Genomic DNA, 26,725 nt, shown 5'->3' on the forward strand with positions numbered 1-26,725 from the left:
AATCAATACTTCTTGATTGCTAAGGCGAAGCCGAAAACCTTTCTCAGAGTAGGCATTTTTTAAACTGTTTAATCATGAAAAAAAGAACGCTTAAAAAACTAACATTTCACAAAAACGTGATTTCATCGTTCAATCCAGAAACTATAAAAGGCGGCGGCTGGACTTCTAGTTTATTTTATCCGCCTGGAGCATATGGTTGTCACTTTGCTTGCAAAATTCCAACTGGAGATTAAGAATTTAAAAAACAAAAAAACACCTTATCAAATTTGCTGATAAGGTGTTTTTGTAACGTTGCCGTTCATTGGGTAAGCAATTCATATTAAGCATTTTTTACCGTGATTGCTACCGCTTTCCCTGGCGCTAAATCATTGGTTACTTTTACTTTTGCTAAGTGCTTCATTAATTGCTGATCTTTTTTCCATTCGCCATTTACCAATAAAGCTACTTCATATATCGTTCCTTCAGTTGTCAACTTTACTCGTAAACCTTCATACGTTGCATTGTATGTTTTCATTGCGCTTGCGTAGTTTGTTTCAAACCAAAGTTCTGCTTCTTGCGCTCTTTTTGCCAATTCTTCTGGTGATGCTGCTCTTTTTTTCTGTGCAGCTACTGCTTTTGCTAATGACTCTTTCAATGACAATTCTGCTGCTGCAATACTATCGCTTACACGTTGCGCTTCTGCAATTTCCATCAACTTAATATCATTCAATATTTTTGAATACGAAATACAATCTTCCATTGCTTTTTCTTCAAATTGAGTCGTTGTTTCTTGTGGTATTGTTTCTGTGATTACTACTTCTTCAGCAACTATTGTTTTTGTGTTTTCTTTTGTTGAAGTGTTGCAAGCTACAAATGTCATTGCTACTAATCCTAAGGCTGTAAATGTTGTACGTTTCATAATTGTTTATTTAAAGTGTTATACTTGATTTATAGTTCAAATATGCGACGAAACTGAAGAACAATTTGGGTAGCTTTAGTATTCGTTAGGAGTTATCTAGAATTCGTTGAAGATTGGTGAAATTGGTGTTTTTTCAAATAGAAAAACGTAGCAAAAACATTTAAAAATTTCCTGCTACGTTTATATAATTATTTATAAAATTACACTTTCGTATAACTCTCAGTATGAATATCTATTGGTGAATATTCAGTTTTATTATTCGATTTCATCACTGGTTGCATCACGCATAAAACGGTTGTTTTTCCTTTGATTGTTAAGGTATTTCCACGAATTTTTGTTAACCATCTAAATTTTTCTATCGGAATATTGAATTCCATGATGGCGTTTACTAAATCTTCATTTTCGGAAATCCAATCCATAATTTGTTGTTTAGTTGAAAAATTTGGAATGTCTGAAGCTTCTTCAAACTCAAATTCCCATTCCACCGGAATATTGAAACGATACGTATGCAATTCGCCTGGCAATTGCTCAGCGCGCGTTTTTAAAACGGTTTCCCAATCAGCTTTTACGGTTGGATATTTCTGTTTGAATTCGCTTGCTAACATTCTCGGTCCGGGCGAATGTGCCGTTGGATAATAGCCGTAATAGGTTTTTGCTAAATAATGTTCCGCATATTTTCCGCCAAATACATTAAACAATTCTGATGCGTAAATGTGTAGTGTTGCATCATGCGTAAATGCTTTTTTCAAGCTTATCAACAAGGTTTTATTTTTGCCCAATCCACAGGAATGAAAGATGATTTTTAAGCCTTTCGGCAAGAAGTTTTCAGCTAACGGAACGATTTCTTTGTTTTGTAAAGCTTCCGCTAGATTCGTTTCTGTGATGCGTTCGCCAGTTTCACTCGTTTTCATCGACAAACCGCGCCACGGATTGCTGTGACTTACAATGTGAATATCACTATATAATTTGGAATCGTAATGCAAACGCAGCCACGTTAGAATTTCTGCCAAACTAAACACCTTTTCAACTACTTGATAGTTCTCGTTGTCAAAATACTTTTTCGCATTGGTATAATAGGTATTATCGCCTTCATCAAATCCTGCAATGAAAACTAATGGTTGTGGTTTTCCAACTTCAAGTTGCGTTGTTTCAGTTCCCGCGAAAGCGGAAACCGAAAAACATAATAATACTAAGATAAATAGCTTTTTCATTTGACTAATTTTTGATTGTAATCGTAACTCCTTTTCCAATCGTAAACACTTCTTTCGCAATCATCAAATTGAGTTGTTCTAGCACGACTTCATTCATAATCCAAGTTCCATTTACTAAGATTTCTACTTTTAAGATTTCGCCATTCTCTCCAATTTCTACACGAATACCATCGTACTTTTTTAAGTATTTCTTAATGAATTCTGTATAGTTTTCTTTAAACCAAGTCGTTGCTTTTTCATTAGCAGTTTTTACAGTTCTTTTTTTCTTTTTGATCACCGTTTTTCCTTTTACAGAAGCTGCTGCACCAACTGCGCTGTTATTCACATTTTTTGGCATTGGCAAGGGTTGTTTTACCACTTTTCGATTTCCGCTGTTATTCACAACTTCATTGTCCACTGCAACAAATGATGTGTATTGCGTAACCAAGTTATACTTCAATCCAAGCTCAATGACTTGTTGTTTGGTATTATCATTAAAACGTCTTTTATAATCGTCCAAACGCTCTATTTTTTTGCGCGCCCATAAGTAGCGAAGTGCTTCGTTGTCTTTACTCAACATTCCATCGGCAACTTTGAATTCTTTTTGAAAAACGCCGTTTCCACTTTGTCCCGTAATCGTTAATGTTCCAGTTGCTTCTCCTCTGTATTTTCCAAAAATTAAAATGGGACGCGATGCAAATACATCCGGAATGCTACTTGGCGTAACATCATACACATCAAAACCTTCTGCTTTGATGCGAATTTGCGTTAATAAAGGCGATTTAATGTAGTTTCTGAACTTTTCGGCAACTGCATTGGCTTCGCTCATTTCTGTCGCAATAAACGATTCGCTGTTGCTTACTTTTGCCATGCCTTCTAATAAATATCGGTTCACGCTCGATCCAATTCCGAAGGTAAATACGTTTGCTTGTCCAAGATTTTTTTCGATAAGTTCAAATGCTTGGCGTTCCACACTTACGTATCCGTCCGTAATTACTACCATTGATCGTGCACTTTTTGCGTCCATTCGTGGTAATTGATACGCTCTTTTGAGTGCTTTTATTAATTGCGTTCCGCCACCGCCGCGTTCGTTTGTTAAGAAGTTGATTCCTTTTTGAATGTTTTCTTTGGTACACGCCAATGGTTTGTCTGATAAAACAATCGAACCGCCTGCAAATAGTAGAATGTTGTAATGATCAGTTTCTGGTAAATTGACTAATAAATTGCGTAATAATTTTTTAGAAACTTCCATCGGATATCCATTCATAGAACCCGAAACATCCACGATGAAAAGATATTCTTTTGCTGTCGTTTTTAGGTTGGCAGAAGCTTTTGGCGGTTCCATCATATACGCGAAAAATTGTTCGCCTTTGTCTTCGTATAATAATAATCCCGCTTGAATTTCGTTGCCACGCATGTTGTATTTTAGAATGAAATCGCGATTAGACGGATTTTTGTTTTCTTCTCTTAACGAGATTTCCGCAATGCGCGTGTTTGGATACTGAACCTTAATTTTGTGCGTGTTTGATGAAACATCTGCGATTGGAATTCCTGAGTTGATTTGAACGTTTAAGTCAAAATCAAAAGTATCAGCCACACCTTTTTTTGTATACGGTTGATTGAATGTTTTTTCGCCAGACGTGTTTTCGCCTGTAAATCGTGGTCCGACAACTGTTGGAAATACAAATTCGTAGGTTCCTGCTGTTGGCACTAATAATTCTGTGTAATAAATATCAATCGTAACTTCATCATTTTGCATGATGTTTCCAACGTTCATTTGAAACACATTTGGACGATGTTGATCGAGTTTTGCTGCTCTTTTCCCTGCTTTTAGGGCTTTGTCATAAACACGTTGCGCTTCTTGCTTTTCATATATTTTTGCGTTGATGGTTCTGTCACCAATTGTCATTTGCATTTTGTGTACAGCCGCTTGTGTTGATAATGGAAAAATGTACTTTGCTTCTATCGGAATGTTTCCTTTGTTTTGATAGGTTTGCGCAATATGAATGTGTGCAATGTTTCCCGAAATTTTCACATCAACGTTTGTTGATTTCAATGGAATCACAGCGTTTGGCGTGAGTACTTCTAAATACGGGCTTTCCGTTTTTTGTGCAAATCCAAAGCTGGAAATGAGCGCGATGATGATGATAAAGATATGTTTCATAGTGTTGGAATTTTTAAAGTTTTGTTCTTGATGAATCAAATATCCTATGAAACTGTGGTAGAATGTGTGTCGTTTTAGTATTCGTTGGTTGTTGTTTAGTATTCGTTTGAAATCTATCTATATATTCTCAAAAAGAATTTAATTTTCAGCGAGTTTCATCTCACGGAAGTGAAAGTGAAATTGTAACAATCTTTTAAAGTATTACTACTACTTAAATGTTAAGTATGGCGTTACCGTAAGTGATTGATGATTTGTTTTTCTAATTTAAAGATCTAATCAAAATTTTATATCATGAAAAAAAAGAGTTTAAACAGACCATTTACTTTTGACAAGCTTGAATTTAAAAAAGAGGTAATTTCAGAACTTAATCCTAAAATTACCAGAAGAGTTGTCGGTGGAGGTATTTGCAACGACACAAATTGTACTATGGATCCGTGTCCTGACTTCTTAAATACGAGAATATACAGTGGCGGTGGCGGTATTCCTGACTAATATAGCGAGAGCGAACTTCGGTTCGCTTTTTTTGTTCTTTCTTCACATTTACAAATTCATGTGTATTGCTAATTTTATACATACTTGTTTAGCAAAAAAACTACACGTACACACTTTCGATACAATTTCTTTATTCAGCGAAAGAATTTAATTTTTAGCGAGTTTCATCTCACGGAAGTGAAAAAAAATAAAAATTAGATACTAGTAGTACAAGTGTTCGTCCTATTTTTATTAGATTTAGATTCACATAATGTAATTAATTATAAAAAGTATGTGCCAAGCTAACAATCGAATTATTTTCTGTAGTTGTGTCGATAAAAATGAAGATCCTTCTACTCATGAACTTACAGTGTATTACACTTGGGATTTAGTACGATATCTTGGTTCTAGAGAATCTAAGGTAAGAGGGAAAATTATGATGCCTAAAAAAGATTTGGGAAATGGAATCACTTTAGATGCTATTCGTGACCAATTAAATTCAGACGTTACTACTTTTGATTTTGATTATGAACCTTCGGAAAGAGATTGTTTACGGTTAGAAATATCTCATCCAATAGAACGATTTAGATATTTTAAGTTAATTTTTATTGATGGACAATGGACATCTGGCGCAAATGATGTTTTTACTTCCATTACCGAAGAAATAGGCCGCGGTAATATAAAAAGAAATATAAATTCTTCTCTAAAAGACCAATGGGTTACTATTACAAAAGATACTATAGAAATACTTTTTGAGAAGCTTCTAACAACTACCGATTCCTCAAAACAATGGGATTGTATTGCGGAATTGGTACAACGAAAACCTGAAACTTCTTTTTATAAAGGACATGTATTAATTACTTCGAATTCATATATGGAAAGGCTTGTTGGTACTCGTATCTTTGTCAAACTTTATGATTCAGATTATGAACCAGAGAAAGTTTTGAATATTTTTTTTGACCTGTTAAAGTCAGAAGAAGAGGAAGAAATTATTAGTCTTATACTAAGCGTAATAGGTAATGATAACATGAATTTTAGTGAGCAACAAATTGAATTTCTCTGCAAATTTAAAAGCTACGGAGATGATGTAAAAGATAGTTTGATGACTGCTATTTCCGATCTTTACAACGAAAAAGTAATTGACGTTTTTATTGAATTATCAAAAGATAAAAATGTTGAGATACGAGAAACAGCAGTATTTAATTTAGGACATTTGACAGAAGTAGATAGTGCAAAAATTAAGGAGGCACTTTGGAATAGCGTTCAGGATAAAAACAAACAAGTAAGACATTATGCTATAGAAGCCTTGTCTGAACGTAAAAATGAAGATATAAAAGATATTTTATTGAAAGAACTTGAAACTATTGATAGACATGGCAACCTTATCTTAGATGCAATTGAAAATTTGAATAATAAGAGTTTTATTCCGCATATTGAACTACAAATTGAAAAGCATAAAAACACTGCAAATCACCTCACTAAATTACTTCAAAGGACATTAGATCATTTAAAATCAATAACGTAATAGAATTATACTACTATAGTTCGTTAAAATAAAAATTTAATTTTCAGCGAGTTTCATCTCACGCAAGTGGAAATGATTGATTATTTTTAGCAGCTAAATCAAGTATTATGAGCATCCGATATAAGTCTGCAGCAGAATCAAGAATTACGATTTCCGAATTGATGTTGCCATCACATTCAAATTTTAGCGGAAAGATTCATGGAGGTTATATTCTTTCATTACTCGATCAGATTGCGTTTGCGTGCGCTTCCAAACATTCAAGAGCGTATTGTGTGACGGCTTCTGTTGATACAGTCGATTTTTTGAATCCGATAGAGATTGGCGAATTGGTAACGATGCGCGCTTCTATTAATTATGTGGGACGAACTTCGATGGTTGTTGGGATTCGCGTTGAAGCGGAAAATATTCAGACAGGCGTCGTAAAACATTGTAACTCCTCTTATTTTACGATGGTTGCACGTGATGATGATGGTCATAGCCTTGAAGTTGACGGTTTAGTTTTGGATGATTTAACGACCATTAAACGTTTTTTGAAAGCCTTGAAACGTATGGAAATGAAGCGTAAACGTACAGACGAATTTGATCATGAAGATTTTACTCCTGATGATTATATGAAAGAATTAGAAAAGTATAAGGTGAAAGTTACGTATCGTGAATAGTGCACTTCGACTTTGCTCAGTGTGAAAGTTTTGAGTTTTGAGTTTTGAGTTTTGAGTTTTGAGTTTTGAAAAGTAACTTATTTCTTAACGAAACGCTTGGTAATTGATTTTTTATCAGTAATTACTTTTACCAAGTAAATTCCAGATTTCCAAGAAGTAATATCAACTGCATTGTGCATTGTTGTTAGTTTTCCTGTGTAGATTTTTCTTCCTAATAAATTGTAGATTTCAACTGTCGCTTCTGTTTTTTGCGCAAGTCGAATGTTTAACTCGTTAATTCCTGGATTTGGTGAAATGTTGAAAACAGTTTCTTGGGTAACACCAATTTGAGTGCTATTGCTGTTTTGTGCGATAGCAATAGTGCTTAAAGAGAATAATAGGATAAAAAAGAGTATTTTTTGCTTCACGCGTATTCGATTTGGTGCATTTATTACAAATGTAATAATTATTTACAATACTATCTTCATTTTAACATTCTATATACATTTTTTTTAAACTTTATCAGTAAAACTACGTGGTTCTGTTTTCGCGTAAAAGTAATCTTACGTGAACTTTTTTTTAGTCGTTACTTTGTGTATTAGTATTAACCGATTAAGAAAAAAAGCTATGAATCCAACAAGTGAACTATTACAACAAATATATAGTCTCTCCTTTTCTACAAATTCAGCATCAAATTTATCATGGAGTCAAACCGATTGTAAAAGCGGAATGATTGAAATGCAAGCGTACGTTACCAAAGTCGCGAAAGATGTATTGACTGAAACAGCATCAATTATTGGTGATTGGAAAGCAATTTGGGGACCAATTGTATATGCAAACGATCCAACTTCTAATTCTGTACATGCCGATAATACCATGGGAATGTATTACAATGCAAGTGAAAATGTTGTAGTAATTTCTATTGCGGGAACGAATGTAAACTCACCTTACGGTTGGATTGTAGAAGATTTTTCGGTACATAAAACAAAATCTTGGGAATTGGTTACTGGTGCTAAAAATTCTGGAAATATCTCTTTAGGAACGTATACTGGCTTAGAAATTTTACTAGACATGAAAGATCATAACAATGATACCGTTGTGACTGCCTTGAAAAACTTTCTAACTTCAAATCCTGATTTATCGGATGTACAAGTTGCTGTTGCTGGTCATAGTTTAGGAGGCGCATTATCGCCAACTTTGGCTTTGTATTTATTAGATACAAAACATCATTGGGATTCGAACGGGAAAACTTCTATTGGTGCTTTTCCAACAGCTGGTCCAACACCTGGTGATGAAGGTTTTGCTTCGTATTATGAGAAAAAAATCAAAGCGAAAGATATTTATTATTTAAGTCAACACAACGGAATTGATGTCGTGCCACATGCGTGGGAAAAAAGCGATATTGAAAAGATACCAACCATTTATAGTGATCATATTGTGCAACCAAGTGATGCAAATCCATCAGAAACCTTAACAGGAACGTTGGCAAGTGTTGCGGCATTGAATGCATTGGCAACTAAGAATATTATTGGTGTTCCAGTAAATCGCTATCAGCAAATATCGCCATCAACTACATTGAATGGAACTTTTGATACTACTATTGACGATCTCGTTTCTAAGCAATTAAAGTATATAGAATTAGTACTTCCATTAGCGCTTGGAAAGTATGCTGTGTATTTACGTAATTTAGTGCGTTTTGCGGCACAAGCAGGAACACAACATACAGTAGCGTATCATTCATTATTGAATATTAAACCATTTATGACTGCATACAAACATATTTTAAATGCCAACAAACCTAGTGGTATTGTTGTTCATGAGCCTTATGTGTATGCTGTAAAAGATATTGCGAAAGTTGATTTACAAAAAATTGATGAAGCTGCGATGCAGTTAGCGAAAGATCATCACTAACCTTTTTTAAGGTAGTGACTAACCAACCATTTTTTATTATTAAAGGAAAATGCTCCTAAAGAATCGTACAGATTTGATGGGAGCATTTTTTATTTGGGTTGAGGATTGGTTGTTAATATTATATAATTTATTTTCATACGTTTTGTAAAATATTATTATTTTATCCAGCGATATTTTCTAACCAAGTCTCCTTTTTTCGTTTCAAAGTTTCTCTTGTCTTCATTTAAAACTTTTTTCAAAATCCAACCAGCATCTTTTCCAGCACCTTTAATTGCAGAGTCATCAGTTTTTCCTTTAGATTTATGTTTGTCAAATAGTTTTATCATTGGTGTTCCGCTCCAGTTAAAATTTTCTCCACCAAAAAGATCACGTGCAGAGAACCATTTTTCCTCTTTGTTTTTACACCAACAATATACTGCTCCTTGCATGTAATCACAAATTCTTTTAATTACTTCTGGTTTCAAATCTTTTACTTCTCTAATTTTTGAATCTGATATTAAAGTCATTCGGTTTATTTGTTTTTAAAGTTTTACAATGTATGCATACAAATAATTTCTATTTATTACTTTCCATAAAATTAAAACAAACAACACACATAAAATTGTGGTTTCCCGCAATCAGATGCAATTTCAATCTTAAACATAGAAAAGAAAAATGTCTTTGCGAGCGCCAGCGAAGCAATCTCAACTTTAGTATTCATGAAACAGACTGCCACGTCACTATCGCTCCTCGCAGTGACGCAAAATATAACAGTGCAAAAACCAAAAAATGTTTCCAAAAAAATCATTGTGATTTGATGGAAACATTTTCTATTTGAGTGTATTCTAAAATCCTTTTAAGGTGCTGTGCTTACAGGAAATGTTTACTTAAGCCAGCCGAATCGAATTTGAAAGCAGTATCATTTTCCGACTTATCTAGTTTATTATTGATCGTTAACGCCCACAAAACCAATTCCATACAAAAAACTTGATCTTCTTTGCTTAAATCGCCAGCATGTTCTTTTATGATTGCTGCTAAAGGCGTCACAGCGTTGAGATTCGCATAAAATTCTTCATCTGTATCCGTATAGTTCAATTCAAGAAAGTTGTTTTCGAACCAATCAACAACGTCAGTATAGGTTGTTTTTACACCTTGCTTTTCTAGTTTAGGAACTCGTGGAAAGATCTCTTCAAACTGTGTCATTACAGCATTGTCAATCAGGATTTTTGCTACCTCATCCGCACCTTCTTGTTCGCCTTCATACACCAATTCGATTTTTCCCGTGATGGACGGAATAATCGACATGAAATCAACTAAACGAATGGTGGTTTTTTCAGCTCCAGTTTCAATCAGACGCAATTTAGCAGCTGCCATCAAGTTTTCCATGGCACTAATAGTTAAACGTGCACTGACACCACTTTTGGCATCTACATATTCGCTGTTACGCGCTGCAAAGGCAACTTCTTCCAACAAGTCTTTTGCCATATTAGGAATTTGAATTGCCAATTTGTCTTTGCTTGAAACGCGTGCTTCTTGCTCCGTAATTTTTCGCGCCAACGCAATTGATTTTGGATAATGCGTAAATATTTGAGATCCAATTCTATCTTTTAAAGGAGTCACAATGCTTCCTCTATTGGTGTAATCTTCTGGATTTGCGGTGAACACGAATTGAATATCTAACGGCATTCGCAGTTGAAATCCACGAATTTGAACATCACCTTCTTGTAGAATGTTAAACAAGGATACTTGAATCCGTGCTTGTAAATCAGGAAGTTCGTTAAGTACAAATATGGAACGATTCGCACGCGGAATCATACCATAATGCAAAACGCGTTCGTCCGAATACGGCAATTTTAAAGTCGCGGCTTTGATAGGATCAATGTCGCCTATTAAATCAGAAACGTTCACATCTGGCGTCGCTAATTTTTCAAAGAAACGATTGGATCGATGTATCCAAGAAATTGGAGTTTCATCACCATGCTCAGCGATTAGATCTCTTGCAAATTTGGAAATTGGTTGAAATGGACTGTCGTTGATTTCAGAACCTTTTACAATTGGCATGTATTCATCGAGCAACTCCACCATACTTCGTGCGATTTTGGTTTTTGCTTGTCCACGCAAACCCAATAAGTTGATGTGATGTCCAGCCAAAATCGCCTTTTTCAATTGTGGAATTACGGTATCTTCATAGCCCCAAAGTCCTTCAAATACTGGCTCATTTGCTTTAATGCGCGCAATTAAGTTCGCCTGAATTTCTTCGTTGATGGTTTTATCTATAAATCCCGAATCTTTCAATTCTTTAAATGTGATTTCTTTTTTCATGTATTTTTAATTCTTTTTCAATTAATAATTTGAATATTTATTAAATGTAAGTGTAACGTTTTTTTGCAATTTTATATATCTGTCAAATCGAGCGCAGTCGAGATTCGATTAAAAGAAAGTTTTCTTTAGCTTCTCGACTGCGCTCGAAGTGACAGCTAGTTTTCATCTTCATTTAAATTCTTTTTATTCTATTTTTTTCGTAATCTTCAAAAATCATTTGTCCTAAACCTGATAAACCTGTTAGAAAGGCTTTCCCTCTATTTTGTGCGGTAAATAGTTCTATAAAATGACGCAGATATGGATCTTTGGCAATCATAAATGTGGTAATCGGAATTTTTAATTTCCTTGCTTGTGCTGCTTTGTTTAAACATTTTGAAACAATCATTTCGTCCAAACCATTGCTGTTTTTGTAAAACTCTCCTGATGGTAACCGAATACAACTTGGTTTTCCATCCGTAATCATAAAAATCTGCTTGTTTGTGTTTCGTTTTCTACGAAGAATGTCCATTGCTAATTCCAATCCGGCAACAGTATTTGTATGATACGGACCCACTTTTAAGTATGGTAAATCCTTGATTTTAATCGGCCACGCTTCATTTCCAAATACGATAATGTCTATGGAATCTTTGGGATATTTTCGATTGATCAATTCCACCAAAGCCATTGCCACTTTCTTCGCGGGTGTAATGCGATCTTCTCCGTATAAGATCATGGAGTGACTGATGTCAATCATCAACACCGTACTCATCTGTGATCTGTGCTTGGTTTCTTCAACAATTAAATCATTTTCAGTGAGTCGAAGATCCCCTATTCCATTATTGATTTGTGCATTTTTTAAACTCTCCGTCATGTTCACTCGCGACAAATCGTCTCCATATTGAAATGAACGTGTATCGCCATCACGTTCGTCACCGACACCAATTTTTGTAGTGCGATGATTTCCGATGCCACTTTTTTTGAGCTTTCCAAAGATTTGATCTAACGCATATTCGCGCAAAGCGGATTCTAGTTTGGCAGTTAATATGTTTTTACCTTTTCCAGTGCCTGTGTTGCCTTTTTCGGGATCAATTTCTTCTTTGATATATCCGCGTTTCTTGAGATCGTTTTCAAAGTCTTGAAGTGAATATTCTTCGTTGAAGATTTCATATTCTTTGTCGAGCATCTCAAGCCATTCAAACGCTTCTTCGATATCGCCTGAGGTATGCGTTAGTACATCTTTGAAAATGTTAAACACGCGATCAAAATGTGATATATCTTCTGGAGTGTGTTTACTAAACGTAAACCCTTTTCCGTAATTAAACTTCCTGTTTTCCATGTGGAAACTATTTCTTTTTCAGTTTATCTGGATTCAAATCGTAAAGATTTACGCCAGATTGTTCTTTTTTTATAAAAATACGGGAAAGATTGCAGATAGGCAATTTGTGTAGAAGCGATTCCTTCTTATTTTAAATCGTTTTAAACAAAAATGTTTCCAAGAAATCACGAGAATTTGATGGAAACGTTTTATAATTGAAGCGTTAGCAGCTAGATTATTCTATCTATTAAACCATCACTTCACTCACTTGTATTATAGGTTCAATGTTTGTGAAGTTTGGTAAATCGCCCATTATTTTATCAGCATTTGGTCCAAAAGCATTTTCGAAGTCTGCTACAGAATTGAAATACATATTCCCCATTCCTGCATACGGCGCCAAAGATCCGGGAGCACCGCCACCAATTCCCTTTTCAACAGTTGCACCTTTGAGCGCGTCACCTAATAGTGCACCAACCATTGGTAAATGTGTATTACAGTAGTAATCCATGTCAAATTTTTTCCCAGCTGAGTTTGGGTATACTACACTTACTTTAATTGAACCTTTTTTCATTTTAATATATTTTTAGATTATTGTTTATAATTTTAGAACTATTTGATTGAGAATTATTATCGTGATGTGCAGCAAAATTCCTTTTATTTACTATAAATGTAACGCAAAGATTGCAGATACATCGTGTGGTTTTCGTTAATACTAGCGTTTATCTTTAATAAGAGTATCATTGGACAGCGCTCAATGTGACACATCTCGATAGCTTCGCTTGGTATTTTCAATTAAAAAATATAAAAAAATGTTTCTATGAAATCAACGCGATTTCATGGAAACATTATAGTTTTTCTGTCGTATGTTAAGTCTGGTGATTGGATTGTTATAAAACTAGAATGGACTCAAAGTGTACTTTTTTTATCGTTACTTTTTTAGAATCCCTGAAATTGATATCCATCGTTTTTTTTGCCAGTATAGCTAAGTAACTTTTATATTTTTTATCCAAAAAGACTTCTTTAGTTATGAATGAAGAATCTTTTACCACTGTTTTTCCATTTATGATTTCAATTTTTTTTAGTGGAATTGATAAGCCTTCTCCATGTGCTTTGACTACAGCTTCTTTTTTTGTCCAATATTCGTAAAAAGCATTCGTTTTATTTTCGCTTTCATTAACTCTTTTCCATTCGTAAGCAGTCATTTGACTTTTAAAGCTTTCAATTTTTATTTCATTAATTAACTCCAAATCAATTCCAACCTCAAATCCTTCAGTTATAGCGCAAACGACTATATTTCCTGAATGAGAGATATTGAATTTTAAATTTGAGTCTACAAAAAATGGTTTGTTGTAATCTGTATATTCCAGTTGATAGTCATCAAAGTTTTTATTTAATTTGTTCATACCATGTACCAAAAGTAATCTTCCCAATAGCGATAGTTGAGCATCTTGCCATCTACGATATCTATGAATTTTTTGTTGGTAGATTTCTGGAAATCTGAACAAATGTTTTTCAATTAATTCTTTATGGCTTTTTTCATGAATGTAAGCGTAGTAAATATGAATCATTATAGAATAAGGGTTTCAAAGAATAATCGTTCGTATACAATGGCTTCGACTGCTCCTGACGCAGAATTAATTACTCCAATATCTGTTTTTTCTTCTGACATTCTAACCCAAACTCCTCCATAGTTTTCTCCAAAACCAAACGCTCCCCAAATTAATTTGTGAGGTGTCCATTCTCCTATTTTGTTTGGAGCAATGTTACTATTGGAATTGCAAAACTCTTGTGCGATAAAGGTACTTGTGTTTTCAGCTAAGTTAATGGCTTCTTCCCATTCTTTATCGGTCAGAAATTTTCCAACAAAAACATCTTCCCCTTGAGATCCATTAGAAGCTTTTATAACAAGGTTTTCTTTGTTATTTTTTAATACTTGGGCAAATAATTCCGTTTTCCCTCTATATAAAACTTTACTGTTCGGCGTTATTTTCTTTGTCCAAGGAATACTGTTTAGTACTAGGTCATTATCTTCTTCAGAAAAAGCTTGTTGCTCGGCTAATGTTCTTAATAGTTCAAGATTTCTTTTATCCCCGTACATAATGGTTCCCAAATGATCAGGGAAATAGAGATTCCCAATAAAAAATGCTCTAAAAACATCTGGCGGCAAGTCTTCTTTGTTTAAAGTTAAGATAGCTAGTCCGTGTATTAAAAGGTCGTCTTTATACAATTTACCATTCATTAGATGTAATGAGGAATAATCTGCAACGCATACACGTCCTTTTAAGCCTCTTTTAGATAATTCTTGCTGAAATAATTCATTTAAAAAATCTTCAGTATTTTTATAAATACTCGTATCATCTGCAACTCCTAAGCACATAAACACATTAATTGTATCATCGTCGGGTAGTTTTATTTTTATAAGGTTGTCTATTAAAAAATTGATATAATATAATTGCGTGTTTCTTGACTCGTAAAAATGCTCTGTTTCCGTATCATTAAGAATAGTATGTTGATCGCGAATAATATGATCAAAAGACTGTACTTGCCAACCTCCTATTGCAGATCCAACATTGGCTTCTAATATTTTGAACTCGTTATCCGAATATGTTAAGTCCAATCTACATCCTATTTCAATCTTCTTTTGATGGCATAACATGGCATATTGCGCTAACATATTGTCTCCATTAAAATAAAAATCAGCTATTTTTTTTAAATCATTTTTAAAGTATAGTTCTGGGATTTGTTGAATCATTTTAGGAATACGCACGCATAATTCTTTTAGTTTATCTACTATATCAGTATCAATAATTACGGGCCAAGAAGATACTGGATAATGATATTCTTGAAGCAATTTTGGCAATTTTTTGGATGTTAAGTCTACAAAAGCAGGAAGGTTTTTAGAAGTATTAGACATCAACTGGTTATACGCTTCTCCTAATATACTATTGGTTATTTCTTTCTCTTCGTTGTTTGTATGATGATTTACGGATATTTCTTCATATACTATTACTTCTACAGCGCCCGTTGCTGCATTGATTGCGCCCAAAGCATTTTCCTTAGCTGCCATTCTTACCCATGTTCCTCCATATGCATCTCCAAACCCAAAAGCGCCCCAAATCAGTGAATGTGGTGTCCATTCGTTATTTTTATTTGGCGCTAGTAAATAATCTGAAGGAATGTATTCTTGAACGATATACTTCTTTTCATTGATCGCTTTTTTTATTGCATCCGACCAAGCTTCTTTAGATAAAAATTTTCCTATAAATACATCATTTCCTTGCAATCCATCAGCGACTTTGATGACGAAATCATCCTTTTTTTCTTGTAATAATACTTCTAAGATATGTTCACTTCCTTTATATAAAGTTGTCGTTTCGTTTATAAGAACTGACCAAGGAATGTATGTTAGTATTTTTTCATTTTCACTAGCACTGAACTTTCCTTCTTCTGCTAGTCTACGAAGTAGTACTAAGTTACGTTTATCTCGCAACATCCCAACTCCTTGATGATCTGGGAAATAAATTGCATTCATCATAAATGCTCTAAAAATGTCAGGAGAAATATCTTTTAAAGCGAAGTCGGATATTAGTACAACATGTATTCGCTTATCCTTATAAGTCAGTACATTGTTTTTTAACTTCACCTCAGACATTCTATTTATTATTACGCTTCCTTTCTTCTTATATTTTCCAATTTCATTATTAAATATCTCATTATAGAAATTTTCTGCTTCTTTATATGCAATCAAATCCTTTTCATAAAATTCCGTTCCTACCATAAAAATATTAATCTCTTCTTCGCCTTCAGACATATATGAGATTGCTTTTTGAATAATAAAATCAATGTAAATTTGTTGTGTAGGCATTGCAACAATTCCTAGTTCTCCATTACTCAACTCTGGATGCATTCCACTTATAACTGGTTCAAAATTTTGAAATTCCATACCTCCTAGTGAAGAACCCGCATTTACTTCTAATACTTTAAATCCTGTTGTGGTTTTTATGAGATCTAAACGACAACTTATATCTATTTTTTTCTGGCTACATAATATAGCAAAGTGTGCTAAGGTTTCATTACCGTCAAAATAGAAATCAGCGATTTTTTTAGTGTTATTTTCAAAATATAATTCAGGTATTTCCTGGAGTAATTTTGGAATTAAAACACAGCATTCAGCTAATGCTTCACTATCTTTTTTGGGTAAGATAACTGGCCAAGATGATATAGGATATTTAAAATTTCTCAGTATTTCAGGAACTTCTTCAGCGTTTGTATTGATGAGCGCTGGAAGTGCTTTTTTTGAAGCATTTATGATAAGGTTCTGATAGTCAAATAAAATAGTTTTTTCCATATTTTTTCTGTTTTTGTATTAAATAACTCCCCAATAAAAAAGATATGTGGCTAAGAGTATATTTGAAAATAGTATTGAAAATAGTATACTTCGATTCGTTATTTTTTTTACGCTTATCGCGAAGTATAAAATGGTGGTTATAAGCAATCCAAAGAATAGCAATACAATCCAAAAGATATAGTTGAATCGATCGGGCAATCCTACTGCTAGAATGAAATAATTATAGTTAGCTATTTCTTGGATAGACATTATTAAACTTATAAGGCTACCCAACCCAACAATTGAGGTTATAATAGTTAATAATCGAATTATTTTGTCTGAACTACGAGCGTATTTTTTTCTAAAAAAGTTAATCGTATGCACTAATATATATATCAACATAATTCCTAAAGCAATGAAAAGCGGAAATAGAAAGATAGGCTCATTAGCGCTAAGACTGTTTCCCATCCTAGAAACTCCCACATTAGGTTTTATGTTTGTCACAAATACTACTTTTTTTGCTTTTTCAAAGGCATTTACATCTATGGTTTCATGAGGGTTTGTCGTAAATTTGGTAGTTACGTCATTTCCAATTCTGGTGAAACCTGGAACATGCCCATAGGTTTTTCCAATGATATTGTATGCGCTTTTAAAGTTATTGGCTGTGTTTTCTCCATTGTTTTGAGGTGTGATAGGATCATATTCACCTGAAAATAGAAGCACTGGAAATGATGTTTCTTTTAACGTTTTTAGCGATTCGCTTTTAGATACAGAATCTATGTGTATTCTATTGAGATTCCATTTTTCACAAACTTTGAAGTCTGATTTGTAAAATGATATTCCTCCATTGAGCTTGTCAAATTGAGCCGCATTTTCTTTATAGGCATCAAAATTGTTAACAGGTAAAACTTCATTACAGCTCACACAATAGTAAACTCCATAGTCCATTTGAATTAAACTAGACAATGCAGGTACTAAGTTTCCTAATGTTCCTTTGTTTTTTTCGTGAAATTGATAAATCAGCAGCGGAATCATTTCTACTAATTGTTTGTTATATAGTGCTTGATGGATTGCTATTTTAAAATCTTCTGCATTAAATGTAAACCCACCTGATGCTATCAAATTTTCGTCTACTGCTACTGTGATTGGTTCCTTTTCAAGAGCGGCTATAACTTCATAATACATTTTTTCTAAATCAGGATACGCAGCTTTACAATTAGGATCCGCTTCACATCCCGTAAATACTTTGCGTAAAGTGTTTATATAGTTTGATGTGTTTTTTGTGTAGTATGTTGTTATGTCATCTATGGATGAATCCAATATTAGAGATTTTATATCTTCTGGAAATTCGCTTGCATATATTTGCGCAATGTATGTTCCGTAGGAAGCTCCATAAACATTCCATGCATCATAACCCAATTTCTCTTTTAACACATGTAAATCTTTAGCAATGGATTTACTGTTGTAAGCTTCTATATCAATGTCATTTTTGATAAGTTTTTCTTTGCATGATAAGGCAATGCTCGTTTTTTGCTTTTCATCTTCTTCTGCAGATTGATTTTTTGCCAGTATTTCTAATAATTCTTTTCCAAGATTGGGGCATAATCTGGGAGTTGAAAATCCAGTGCCTCTAACATCAAAGAGTACAATGTCATGAGTTTTACGCAACGGATGCATCAGCCAAGACCAAATAGTTGCTATACCGCTTGATCCTGGTCCACCTTGAATGAAAACAACAGCTTTCGCATTTTCGTTTTTAGCGGTATTTTTTAGTACCGTAACTGCTATTTTTATTTTTTTACTGTTTTCTTTCTCCCAATTTTCAGGAATCGTTAGGTATCCCCAAACTATGTTATCATTCTGAAGTTCTTCATAATTATAAAAAGGAGCCGTATTTTCGAAAGCTATATTTTGAGCTTTCATGCTACTTGTAGTTAGAAAGAGAAGCAATGCGTACGTTAAGGGCACACACAATTTTTTTATAGTTTTTATCATGTTATAATTGGTTTTTTTATTTAAAAATTAAAATCGATATCTATTATTTTTTCTTTTTCAAAGTCTAAATCAATATTTATATCTTTTATCAAAACATCCGGATTCTCTACTACTTCTTTTAATAGTATTTCAAGTTTCAGTACTAAAAGTGCTATCGTTTCCGAATTATATTTTTCCGTATCATAATAGATTGAACCGTGAAAAAAGTTTTCATTTACTGAAAAATCTATTAATAGTGGTAATCTGTTATATTTTGCATCAATAGGATATCTGCGAACCGTTACTGTTTCTGATAAGTATATATTGTCGTAATCATAGGTTTGGTTTTGCAAAACAATAATGGCTTCTAGTCGCAATTCGTTCATGATAGTTTGCGACATATCTTGATGCTCATCTATGACTAATATATTGTCGTGAGTTTCTCTTAGAAGCTCTGAAAAAGATTGATTTTCATTTATTTTTGTTCTTAACGGAAGTGTTTTTACAAACATTCCTATATGGTCATTGAGTTCAGAAAAAACCCTGCCAGAATTTATTGTTCCAACACATATATCTGTATGTTCATATAGCTTATGTAGTAGTACATTAAATGCTACAACAAGTAGTGAGTGCAATGATACTTTTTGCTTTAACACCAGTTTATTTAAAGGTTCTAGCAAATTTAAGTTCCAATCAAAAAGATAAAATGAACCCGTGTATTCTTTATTTGAATATTCTTTGTCATAAGGAATTAGGTTATTCCATGAGTAATCCGCTAAATAATTGCTCCAATATTGGCTATTTCGTTCTTCATTATTCGCTTGAACCGTGTTTTGCCAGGCTACAAAGTCTTTAAATTGGAAGTTTAACTTTTCTTCGTGTACATTTTTTTTATCAAATGCAGCTTTATAATACTGTGCAATTTCTTTGATTAATACTTCTAAAGACCATCCATCCATAATAAGATGATGTGCAGCAAAAACTAAGGTTTCTTTTCCTTCTTCATCTTTAAATAATCCTACTTTGAATAGTAATTCGTTCTCTAAATCAAATTCACTATTCACATATTCTCTTAGTTTATTTTTTGAAGCAGCAACAGACGTTTCAAATTCATCTATTTTGAAAGCGACATCTTGAATATCCAATACTTTTTGGCAGGCAACTCCATTGACTTCTATAAAGTTTGTTCTTAATATTTCAAACTTATTGATTGTTTTTAAAAAAGCATAATGCAAGGTTTCTTTGTCTATTTTCCCTTCTATTGCATACGCTGCAAACATATTGTAGGCTATTGATTTTTCGGGAGCTAAGGATGCAATCCAAATAGCATACTGAGGGCTCGTTATTGGGTAATAAGGTTTCTTCTCTTGTACAACTATTTTTCGATGGCTTTTTTGCGTATTTGTAGTAAGATACCTTGCTACTTCTTGAAGCGTTGGTTTATCAAAGATTGTTTTTAATGATAATGTATTTTGAAACTCCTTTTCTATTTTATTTATAAGTTTTACTGCATTTAAAGAATGCCCGCCTAGTTCAAAGAAATTTTCATTTAAGCCAATATTACGTTCTAATTTTAGAACGTCTTCATAGATTTTTGACAACCGTATTTCTAAATTAGACGAAGGCTGAATGAATAGTTCTGCATCATACGATTTCTCATTAAGTTTTTGTGTGGATAGTGCTTTTCTATCTACTTTTTTGTTAGGTGTTAAAGGAAATTCATCCACCAAAGTAATGGCATACGGAATCATGTACTTCGGGAGTTGACTCGATAGAGTATTAAGTACTTCTTTAGAATTAAATTCTTCATTTTCTTTTTGAACATAAGCGACTAGAAATGCTTCTTGATCACCCCTTTTCTTAGCCACTACTACCGAAGATTTTACAGTTTCTATGGCGTTAAGTTTTGTTTCAATATCTCCTAGTTCAATTCGATAGCCTCTTATTTTTACTTGATTGTCGTTTCTCCCTAAAAAAATGATTTCTTTTTCTTCATTCCATTTTCCTAAATCGCCCGTGTTATAGATTATTTCTCCTTTATTGAATGGATTTTTAATGAAACGCTCTTGCGTCATTTCTAAATTCCTGTAATAGCCTTTTGCCAAGCCTTTTCCTCCTATGTAAATGATTCCCGGAGCATATTTAGGAACAAGTGACAACTCATTGTCAAGAATGTATATTTGAGTATTTTGAATGGGAGTTCCTATGTTTGACGATTGCTCTGCTTCCACTACTCGTTTGCATGTAGACCAAATAGTCGTTTCTGTGGGCCCATACATATTCCAGACTTCGCTACAAGTTTTGATTAGTTTATCGGCTAATGTTTCACTTAGTAAATCGCCTCCACAGAGTATTTTTAATGTTTTATTTCCAGTCCAGCCTGCATTGAAAAGCATTTGGTAAAAACTTGGTGTAGCTTGCATTACAGTAGGCTGAACGCTGTTTATGGTTCGGATTACCTCAAACGGGTTTTCTAAAACATCATCGGTAACAATGTACGTTGTTCCTCCACAAATTAATGGTACGAAAAATTCAAGAATAGAAATGTCAAATGATTGTGTTGTCACAGATAATAATACATCTTCTTTATAAATTCCGGGAGATTTTTGCATTCCTATTAAAAAGTTTAATAAGGCATTGTGATTTATTTCTACACCTTTAGGATTGCCCGTAGAACCTGAAGTGTAAATGATGTACGCCGAATTATCTCCTTCAATTGCTACATTTGTTTGGTGCATTTCTGTATCATTCACAAATAAATCATCAAGAATACTATTGCTTTTACCTAAATAAGTAGCATGCGTTTTATCTGAGATGATGAGAGGTACTTTACTGTGTTCTACAATATGATTAAGCCTGTTTACAGGAAATTTTGGATCCAATGGAATATAAGGCCTCCCAGATTTCATAATTGCCAGGATTCCAATGATTAGTTTGGCAGAACGAGGCATTAACATAGCTACTGGTTCTCCAACACCGATCCCAGTTTTTAATATGTGTTGCATTGCACTATTAGAAAGTGCCTCTACTTCTTTATAGGTGTACGTATGTTCTTTATCTTTTAGTGCAATTGCATTTGGAGTCTTTTTTGCCTGTTTTTCAATATAACTTAGAACCGTTTCTTTTTCAGAATACTGAAAGGCTGTGTTATTGAAATCGTATAAAAGTTCTTGCTTTTCTTGCGTTTTTATATAATGGTATTCACATAGTTTACGATTAGGCTCTTTTATGATTTGATGCATTAAGTTTTCAACACCTGTCACAAAAGAGTCAATTAGATGTTCTTCAAAGTAATTTATGTTGTAATCGAAATCAAGAATAACATCTTTAGTACTATCAAATTCTCTTACATAAATGGCTAAAGCGACTCTTTCTGACTTATGACTTAAAGGAATGACTTGTGTTTTTGTGTTTAAGAAATTGGTTGCATAATCCTGCTTTTCGTAGGAGAGTGTTAGGTTAAATAACCTGTCTTTTTCTTGATATGCATCTAGTTCTTTGACGAGTTTACCAAGCGGGAAACGCTGATATCTATAGTCTTGTCGTAATTGTTGTCGTATTTCCTGTAGTAATTCTATAAATGTGCTCTGAAAACCTAGCTGCATTCGTAAAGCAGTAACTCCCATGAATAAACCAACTGTTCTTTTAAATGCTGCATTTGATCTATTTAAAACTGGTACTCCAATGGAGATATCTTGTTGATTGTACCTTTTACCTAGATATAGATATAAGAGCCCTAAAATTACATGAAATACGGAACTCCTGCTTTGTTTAGAGATTTCAATAAGTTCATCATACGCTTTTCTTGGAATTACTAATCTTTTTCTGTCGCTTTTATTTGAAGCATCCGTTTCTCGTATCGTTTGAAATAGCCGTTCTGGTAGGATTTTAAATTTTTCCTTCCAGTAGTTTTTGTCTTTTTCGTAAGCTTCAGATTGATAGTATTCATCGTCATTTTCTGCAAAATCCGTGTATGTATAAGGATACTCTGTTGTTACTTTTCCATAAGAAATCAACTCGTTATAATTACTAACCAATCGCTGAAACATAAGAGAAGTTCCCCATCCATCTGTAATGATATGATGGTACACAGAAAATAGATAGTGTTTTTCTTCGCTAACTTTTAGTAATATGAAATTATGCAATAACTTGTCTTTTAGAAATTCAAATGGTTTTTGAAATTCCTCTTGCATGAAGTTATTTGCTTTTTCATCGGCTTTTTCCTCATCGGAAAAATCAATTACCTTCAAACTTGTTTCATGAGTATCCGCAATGATAAATGAAATGTTTCCGGTTTCTTTAGAAATAGATCCTCTATAAGCATCGTGCTGATTTATAAGGATTTCATAGGCTTCTTTCATGCTATGTATTTCTATTTTTCCTTCAATCTTTATTTTTGCCCCAATGTTGTATATAGGCTCATTAGGATATAGCAATTGCTCAAAATAAACATCTTGTTGTGGCAGTGTAAGTTTCATAGTTTTCAACATCCTATTGTAATGCGATTTTGTTTGAAATTATTAGCTTGAAAGATTACCGTTTTGGTAACTTCTTTAAGCATTAAAAATTCATGGTTTATGACCAAATGTTTTGTGTAGATTTTGATGCAGCGGAAGATTTTACATTTGTTGCAATTTTTCCGTAATCAAATTTTATAATTCTGTCTGCTTTATGGAAATAAGCATCATCATGAGTGACAGCAATGATAGTTTTTCCTTCTTTTTTAAATTTAGGAATAAGCACTTCGTAGAAATATTTTCTAAAATGTGGGTCTTGATCTGCCGCCCATTCGTCTAATACCAAAATTGGTTTTTCCTCTAAGAGAGCAAAAATTAGCGACATTCTTTTGCTTTGTCCTTTAGAGAACTTTCGTCGGGCACTTTCTTCTTGATCGTCAGAAACGATGTGATTCATTTCCATTAGTTTTAATAACTCCTTGTATGTTTCATTACCTTCTAGTGAGTATTGATCATAATTATGAGAAAATATATGATTGTCTGTAAATACAGAAGCTATTTCGTTTTGACTGTTTGTTGTTGGTTTTCCGTTGATTGTTATTGTACCTTCAATAGGTTTGTATAATCCTGTTAAAACATTTATAAAAGTACTTTTCCCTGATCCGTTTCCTCCAACGACAAAAATGACTTCTCCCTTTTTTATATCAAGATTTATCGGGCCAAGCGTAAAAGAATTTGCTGATTCATTATTTTTTTCATAGTTAAAAACTATGTTATTAAAAGATAGATTTTGAAACGCTACAGTTGTCGTTTTATCTTCAATTAGTATTTCTTCATCTATTTCAAAATCTTTCATGAAGGTTTTTATTCTATAATTTGCAACTTTAAAACGCGTATACATTTGCTGTAAGTTAATCAAGCTATTGATAGGTCCTGAGATGAAGAGAATTACCACAACATAAGCTATGACATCTGTTCTATCTAGTAAGCCCATTGCTGGAAATCCAAATAAGATTACTGCAATTACAAAGTATAGTCCGTATTGACTTATTAAGTTAATGGATAAAAACACAAAGTTTATTTTAAAGTCTAAGTCTTCTGATTCGTTTCTATTTGGGATTAAATAGCGATCTAGAATGTTTTTTCTTCGGATTTGACTTAATTTTAACTCCTTAAATCCGTTAATAAGGTCATCTACATATCTATAGTAATGCTCGTTTAGTTTTCTAAGATCGCCTACTTGTTTGGTCATTGTATTTATTACTACAAAATAACAAATAGCTACTAAAGCTATCAAAAACAACACAATAGCGGCTGCTTGCGATGATAATGTAAACATATATATGATTCCTAAAACTAACATGAGTATTGATGTAACCGTATGCGTTACGGTATAGGGTAAGTTTGAAAATAATCTTAAGTCTTCCATTGCCGTGTAAAACCGTTGAGTTCCATGTTTTTCTAGAGCAATCAGCGGAGCTTTTAAGATTTGAGCAAATAATTTTTTTTCATTCTCGTATAAAATTTTAAAAGCATATTTATTTAACCCTTTTTGAAATATGATGTTTAACAAGTATGTATAACAAACTATCGCTAAAAACACAATAATCATATAATCTTTAAGGAATCTCTCATTCCCCGATAATACATTATTAATTATGTATATAATTCCAAAACTTAAGAAGGTATTTGGAATCGCGAATAGTAATAAATAGACAAAGTCTTTTATTTTTAATTTTAGCATGTTCATTTTAGTAAGTTTTACACGTAATTAGATAGAATATTTGTTTAACGTGAGTTCGATATAACTTCTAGAAAATAAAAATTTAAGAATTTCTTGAAAATTTCCAGTTAAGCATTTTATTTTCAATTATTTATTTTCGTTTTCTAGAGGTGTTTTTAGCGGAAAAAGAATCCGTTACGAATAATTTTATACCGAGCTCAGGTTGTTTAAGCTTTTTTATACGTACTTAAAATTATAGTTGTTAGTGTTTCAGTGTGCTCATGAATGAAAAAATGATTTCCTGTTAGCACTTGCGCTTTAAAAGAAGTATTTGTGAATTTTTGCCAATTATTTATGTGCTTAACACTTTTTTCTTGATCGCCCATTAAAGCATAGATTGGTGTATTGATAATTATAGATTGATCTGCATTTCCTCCTTCTTCCAAAATTTGAAAATCGGCTCTTAAGATTGATGAGAAAAAACTATATAGTTCTTCATTTTCTAAAATCTCGTCGGGAATGCCTCCTAATTTTCTGAGCGCTTTTTTAAATTTTTCGTCATTGAGCAAGTGTTTTTTAGTAGAAGGTTTATCTTCATTTTCCTCTTTTATTTTAGGTCCAGCGTTTCCTGTAGCAATGAATTGTAATGGAGCATCATTTTTTTCTTCCATTCTTTTTATTATGGATAATCCTAAGGTAGCTCCCATACTATGTCCATAAATAATATATGGCGTTTTATCTCTCAGTTTTGTGAGTTGATGAAGGTAATCGTCTATCGCAAGCTTTTTATCACGTGCTAATTTTTCGCCAAATCGTCTTCCTCTTCCTGGAAGTTCTAATGGATAACATTTTATATTGGAGGTATTCGTTTTTAGTTTTTTAATTAAAAAATCATACGAAAAACGATTCCCTCCTGCAAAGGGTAATAGAAAAAGTTGCAAAATATATTTTGATTAAAAAATTGTAGACTTGTTTGTGTTGTATTATATTTTTTTAATGTAAACTTCCATATTATAAAGCTTCATACATCTTTCATAGCGTACTATTTGATAGTTTATATTTTGTATATAAAATACCTTCAGACCAAATGTAATTTACTTTACCCCATTTAATCGCACTTTTTAGATTTGAAAAGAAACCTCTACCTCTAAAGTTTGCAGAAGTATTACATAGTAAGGGAATTCCTGAAATTTCTTTATAACATTTTAATAATTCATATACTTCTTTATTTTCGTATTTGAAATAAAATAGTTGTGGTGGCATTCCTCCATCCCAGACTAAGATATATGAATCTTTTTTCTCTTTAGCGAAATTACTAGTACAATACGCTCCAAAAAAATGCCTGCAATGTGTCGATAACTTTCATATTCCATATCTAAATCGGAAATGAAATGTTCTTTTTTCCCGAATATATCTTCTTCTTTTGATAGCAAATGACCGTATCCAGCAAGCTTTATATTTACTTTGAAATTCCCCAGAGAGACATCTTTAAGAGTTGCGTGATTGCTCTCGGGTTTTCCCATGCTTTGATCGAGTCAGTCCATCCATCAAAAGCAATTTTATCTAGTTGTTCAAACTCGTAACCATATTTTTTTAATTTCATTTATTGACAAATTGAATGATTGTATTCGAAAGTTGTTATTAATCTTTTCCATTTCATACGAAAAAATAAATTTCCCATTGTCTATTAGAGCTAGTGCTCCATCGTGTGTAAATTTTATTCCTAAGATTATCATTTTTCTATATTTTTTTTATAATTCAATTCATACAAAACAGTCCTTCTTTATTTTTCATTATTGTTACGAAGGGAAGTCGCATGAATTCTCACATCACTTAAAAGTTAATAAGTGTA

General features: G+C 33.1%; 22 protein-coding genes. 5 read left to right on the top strand and 17 right to left on the bottom strand.

Translation table 11 applies throughout. The features are described from left to right. Window positions 1–74: 74 nt before the first annotated feature. Window positions 75–233, top strand: coding sequence for a hypothetical protein (locus H2O64_RS19375; RefSeq protein ID WP_187563886.1), 159 nt, complete (start codon window positions 75–77; stop codon window positions 231–233). An 86-nt stretch (window positions 234–319) separates the two neighbouring features. On the opposite strand, the gene H2O64_RS19380 is transcribed toward H2O64_RS19375, so the two are convergent. The 3 genes from H2O64_RS19380 to H2O64_RS19390 form a co-directional block, all read right to left on the bottom strand. Continuing rightward, the gene (locus tag H2O64_RS19380; RefSeq protein WP_187563887.1) at window positions 320–898 is read right to left on the bottom strand and encodes a hypothetical protein; all 579 of its coding nucleotides are present in this window, start codon (window positions 896–898) and stop codon (window positions 320–322) included. A 200-nt stretch (window positions 899–1,098) separates the two neighbouring features. After that, window positions 1,099–2,109: a putative periplasmic lipoprotein gene (locus tag H2O64_RS19385; RefSeq protein ID WP_187563888.1), complete on the bottom strand. Its 1,011-nt coding sequence runs from the start codon at window positions 2,107–2,109 to the stop codon at window positions 1,099–1,101. Window positions 2,110–2,113: 4 nt separating this feature from the next. Beyond that, window positions 2,114–4,252: a VIT and vWA domain-containing protein gene (locus H2O64_RS19390; protein ID WP_187563889.1), complete on the bottom strand. Its 2,139-nt coding sequence runs from the start codon at window positions 4,250–4,252 to the stop codon at window positions 2,114–2,116. A gap of 291 nt (window positions 4,253–4,543) precedes the next feature. Between H2O64_RS19390 and H2O64_RS19395 the strand changes: the two genes are divergently transcribed. The 3 genes from H2O64_RS19395 to H2O64_RS19405 all read left to right on the top strand — a co-directional run bounded on the left by H2O64_RS19395 (window position 4,544) and on the right by H2O64_RS19405 (window position 6,907). Next, window positions 4,544–4,744, top strand: coding sequence for a hypothetical protein (locus H2O64_RS19395; protein ID WP_187563890.1), 201 nt, complete (start codon window positions 4,544–4,546; stop codon window positions 4,742–4,744). Between the two features lie 271 nt (window positions 4,745–5,015). Further along, a complete protein-coding gene (locus H2O64_RS19400; protein WP_187563891.1) occupies window positions 5,016–6,248 on the top strand; it encodes a HEAT repeat domain-containing protein in 1,233 nt (410 codons plus the stop codon). Window positions 6,249–6,355: 107 nt separating this feature from the next. After that, window positions 6,356–6,907, top strand: coding sequence for an acyl-CoA thioesterase (locus H2O64_RS19405; protein ID WP_187563892.1), 552 nt, complete (start codon window positions 6,356–6,358; stop codon window positions 6,905–6,907). Window positions 6,908–6,984: 77 nt separating this feature from the next. Here H2O64_RS19405 and H2O64_RS24335 read toward each other — a convergent pair whose 3' ends face one another. Continuing rightward, window positions 6,985–7,314, bottom strand: a complete 330-nt coding sequence (locus H2O64_RS24335; RefSeq protein WP_187563893.1) for a T9SS type A sorting domain-containing protein — start codon at window positions 7,312–7,314, stop codon at window positions 6,985–6,987. A gap of 199 nt (window positions 7,315–7,513) precedes the next feature. On the opposite strand from H2O64_RS24335, the gene H2O64_RS19415 reads away from it, so the two are divergent. Then, the gene (locus H2O64_RS19415; protein WP_187563894.1) at window positions 7,514–8,797 is read left to right on the top strand and encodes a lipase family protein; all 1,284 of its coding nucleotides are present in this window, start codon (window positions 7,514–7,516) and stop codon (window positions 8,795–8,797) included. A 155-nt stretch (window positions 8,798–8,952) separates the two neighbouring features. Here the strand turns inward: H2O64_RS19415 and H2O64_RS19420 are convergent, their stop codons facing one another. From H2O64_RS19420 to H2O64_RS24390, 13 genes are all read right to left on the bottom strand, one after another. Next, window positions 8,953–9,303, bottom strand: coding sequence for a hypothetical protein (locus H2O64_RS19420; RefSeq protein WP_215907195.1), 351 nt, complete (start codon window positions 9,301–9,303; stop codon window positions 8,953–8,955). A gap of 343 nt (window positions 9,304–9,646) precedes the next feature. Further along, window positions 9,647–11,098 (bottom strand): sigma 54-interacting transcriptional regulator, encoded by a 1,452-nt coding sequence (locus H2O64_RS19425; protein WP_187563895.1) that lies wholly within the window; start codon window positions 11,096–11,098, stop codon window positions 9,647–9,649. Between the two features lie 172 nt (window positions 11,099–11,270). Beyond that, a complete protein-coding gene (locus H2O64_RS19430; RefSeq protein ID WP_187563896.1) occupies window positions 11,271–12,413 on the bottom strand; it encodes a vWA domain-containing protein in 1,143 nt (380 codons plus the stop codon). Window positions 12,414–12,639: 226 nt separating this feature from the next. Next, window positions 12,640–12,963 (bottom strand): EthD family reductase, encoded by a 324-nt coding sequence (locus tag H2O64_RS19435; RefSeq protein ID WP_187563897.1) that lies wholly within the window; start codon window positions 12,961–12,963, stop codon window positions 12,640–12,642. A 316-nt stretch (window positions 12,964–13,279) separates the two neighbouring features. Further along, a complete protein-coding gene (locus H2O64_RS19440; RefSeq protein WP_187563898.1) occupies window positions 13,280–13,960 on the bottom strand; it encodes a 4'-phosphopantetheinyl transferase family protein in 681 nt (226 codons plus the stop codon). After that, on the bottom strand, window positions 13,960–16,740 hold the full coding sequence (locus tag H2O64_RS19445) for an ATP-grasp domain-containing protein (protein WP_187563899.1): 2,781 nt from the start codon (window positions 16,738–16,740) through the stop codon (window positions 13,960–13,962). The genes H2O64_RS19440 and H2O64_RS19445 overlap by 1 nt, the downstream gene beginning before the upstream one ends. Window positions 16,741–16,758: 18 nt before the next feature. Continuing rightward, window positions 16,759–18,642, bottom strand: coding sequence for an alpha/beta fold hydrolase (locus H2O64_RS19450; RefSeq protein ID WP_235982951.1), 1,884 nt, complete (start codon window positions 18,640–18,642; stop codon window positions 16,759–16,761). A gap of 92 nt (window positions 18,643–18,734) precedes the next feature. Continuing rightward, window positions 18,735–23,171, bottom strand: coding sequence for a non-ribosomal peptide synthetase (locus H2O64_RS19455; protein ID WP_187563901.1), 4,437 nt, complete (start codon window positions 23,169–23,171; stop codon window positions 18,735–18,737). A 97-nt stretch (window positions 23,172–23,268) separates the two neighbouring features. Beyond that, window positions 23,269–24,900: a cyclic peptide export ABC transporter gene (locus H2O64_RS19460; RefSeq protein ID WP_235982953.1), complete on the bottom strand. Its 1,632-nt coding sequence runs from the start codon at window positions 24,898–24,900 to the stop codon at window positions 23,269–23,271. A 200-nt stretch (window positions 24,901–25,100) separates the two neighbouring features. Next, window positions 25,101–25,814 (bottom strand): thioesterase II family protein, encoded by a 714-nt coding sequence (locus tag H2O64_RS19465; protein WP_215907196.1) that lies wholly within the window; start codon window positions 25,812–25,814, stop codon window positions 25,101–25,103. A 91-nt stretch (window positions 25,815–25,905) separates the two neighbouring features. Beyond that, on the bottom strand, window positions 25,906–26,136 hold the full coding sequence (locus tag H2O64_RS23990; protein ID WP_235982955.1) for a carbamoyltransferase C-terminal domain-containing protein: 231 nt from the start codon (window positions 26,134–26,136) through the stop codon (window positions 25,906–25,908). Window positions 26,137–26,150: 14 nt separating this feature from the next. Then, window positions 26,151–26,396 (bottom strand): hypothetical protein, encoded by a 246-nt coding sequence (locus H2O64_RS19475; RefSeq protein WP_187563902.1) that lies wholly within the window; start codon window positions 26,394–26,396, stop codon window positions 26,151–26,153. Between the two features lie 48 nt (window positions 26,397–26,444). After that, window positions 26,445–26,609, bottom strand: coding sequence for a carbamoyltransferase N-terminal domain-containing protein (locus H2O64_RS24390; protein WP_187563903.1), 165 nt, complete (start codon window positions 26,607–26,609; stop codon window positions 26,445–26,447). Between the last annotated feature and the right edge of the window lie 116 nt (window positions 26,610–26,725).

Source organism: Kordia aestuariivivens (genome assembly GCF_014397005.1).
GTDB classification, from domain to species: domain Bacteria; phylum Bacteroidota; class Bacteroidia; order Flavobacteriales; family Flavobacteriaceae; genus Kordia; species Kordia aestuariivivens.

Coding starts and splice junctions, on each gene's coding strand:
- H2O64_RS19390 (WP_187563889.1), bottom strand. CDS start 4,252: ATGAAACATATCTTTATCATCATCATCGCGCTCATTTCCAGCTTTGGA.
- H2O64_RS19445 (WP_187563899.1), bottom strand. CDS start 16,740: ATGGAAAAAACTATTTTATTTGACTATCAGAACCTTATCATAAATGCT.
- H2O64_RS19460 (WP_235982953.1), bottom strand. CDS start 24,900: ATGAACATGCTAAAATTAAAAATAAAAGACTTTGTCTATTTATTACTA.
- H2O64_RS19420 (WP_215907195.1), bottom strand. CDS start 9,303: ATGACTTTAATATCAGATTCAAAAATTAGAGAAGTAAAAGATTTGAAA.
- H2O64_RS19395 (WP_187563890.1), top strand. CDS start 4,544: ATGAAAAAAAAGAGTTTAAACAGACCATTTACTTTTGACAAGCTTGAA.
- H2O64_RS19415 (WP_187563894.1), top strand. CDS start 7,514: ATGAATCCAACAAGTGAACTATTACAACAAATATATAGTCTCTCCTTT.
- H2O64_RS19435 (WP_187563897.1), bottom strand. CDS start 12,963: ATGAAAAAAGGTTCAATTAAAGTAAGTGTAGTATACCCAAACTCAGCT.
- H2O64_RS19430 (WP_187563896.1), bottom strand. CDS start 12,413: ATGGAAAACAGGAAGTTTAATTACGGAAAAGGGTTTACGTTTAGTAAA.
- H2O64_RS19440 (WP_187563898.1), bottom strand. CDS start 13,960: ATGATTCATATTTACTACGCTTACATTCATGAAAAAAGCCATAAAGAA.
- H2O64_RS19400 (WP_187563891.1), top strand. CDS start 5,016: ATGTGCCAAGCTAACAATCGAATTATTTTCTGTAGTTGTGTCGATAAA.
- H2O64_RS19450 (WP_235982951.1), bottom strand. CDS start 18,642: ATGAAAGCTCAAAATATAGCTTTCGAAAATACGGCTCCTTTTTATAAT.
- H2O64_RS19380 (WP_187563887.1), bottom strand. CDS start 898: ATGAAACGTACAACATTTACAGCCTTAGGATTAGTAGCAATGACATTT.
- H2O64_RS19385 (WP_187563888.1), bottom strand. CDS start 2,109: ATGAAAAAGCTATTTATCTTAGTATTATTATGTTTTTCGGTTTCCGCT.
- H2O64_RS19405 (WP_187563892.1), top strand. CDS start 6,356: ATGAGCATCCGATATAAGTCTGCAGCAGAATCAAGAATTACGATTTCC.
- H2O64_RS19475 (WP_187563902.1), bottom strand. CDS start 26,396: ATGGGAAAACCCGAGAGCAATCACGCAACTCTTAAAGATGTCTCTCTG.
- H2O64_RS19455 (WP_187563901.1), bottom strand. CDS start 23,171: ATGAAACTTACACTGCCACAACAAGATGTTTATTTTGAGCAATTGCTA.
- H2O64_RS24390 (WP_187563903.1), bottom strand. CDS start 26,609: ATGATAATCTTAGGAATAAAATTTACACACGATGGAGCACTAGCTCTA.
- H2O64_RS19375 (WP_187563886.1), top strand. CDS start 75: ATGAAAAAAAGAACGCTTAAAAAACTAACATTTCACAAAAACGTGATT.
- H2O64_RS23990 (WP_235982955.1), bottom strand. CDS start 26,136: ATGCCACCACAACTATTTTATTTCAAATACGAAAATAAAGAAGTATAT.
- H2O64_RS19425 (WP_187563895.1), bottom strand. CDS start 11,098: ATGAAAAAAGAAATCACATTTAAAGAATTGAAAGATTCGGGATTTATA.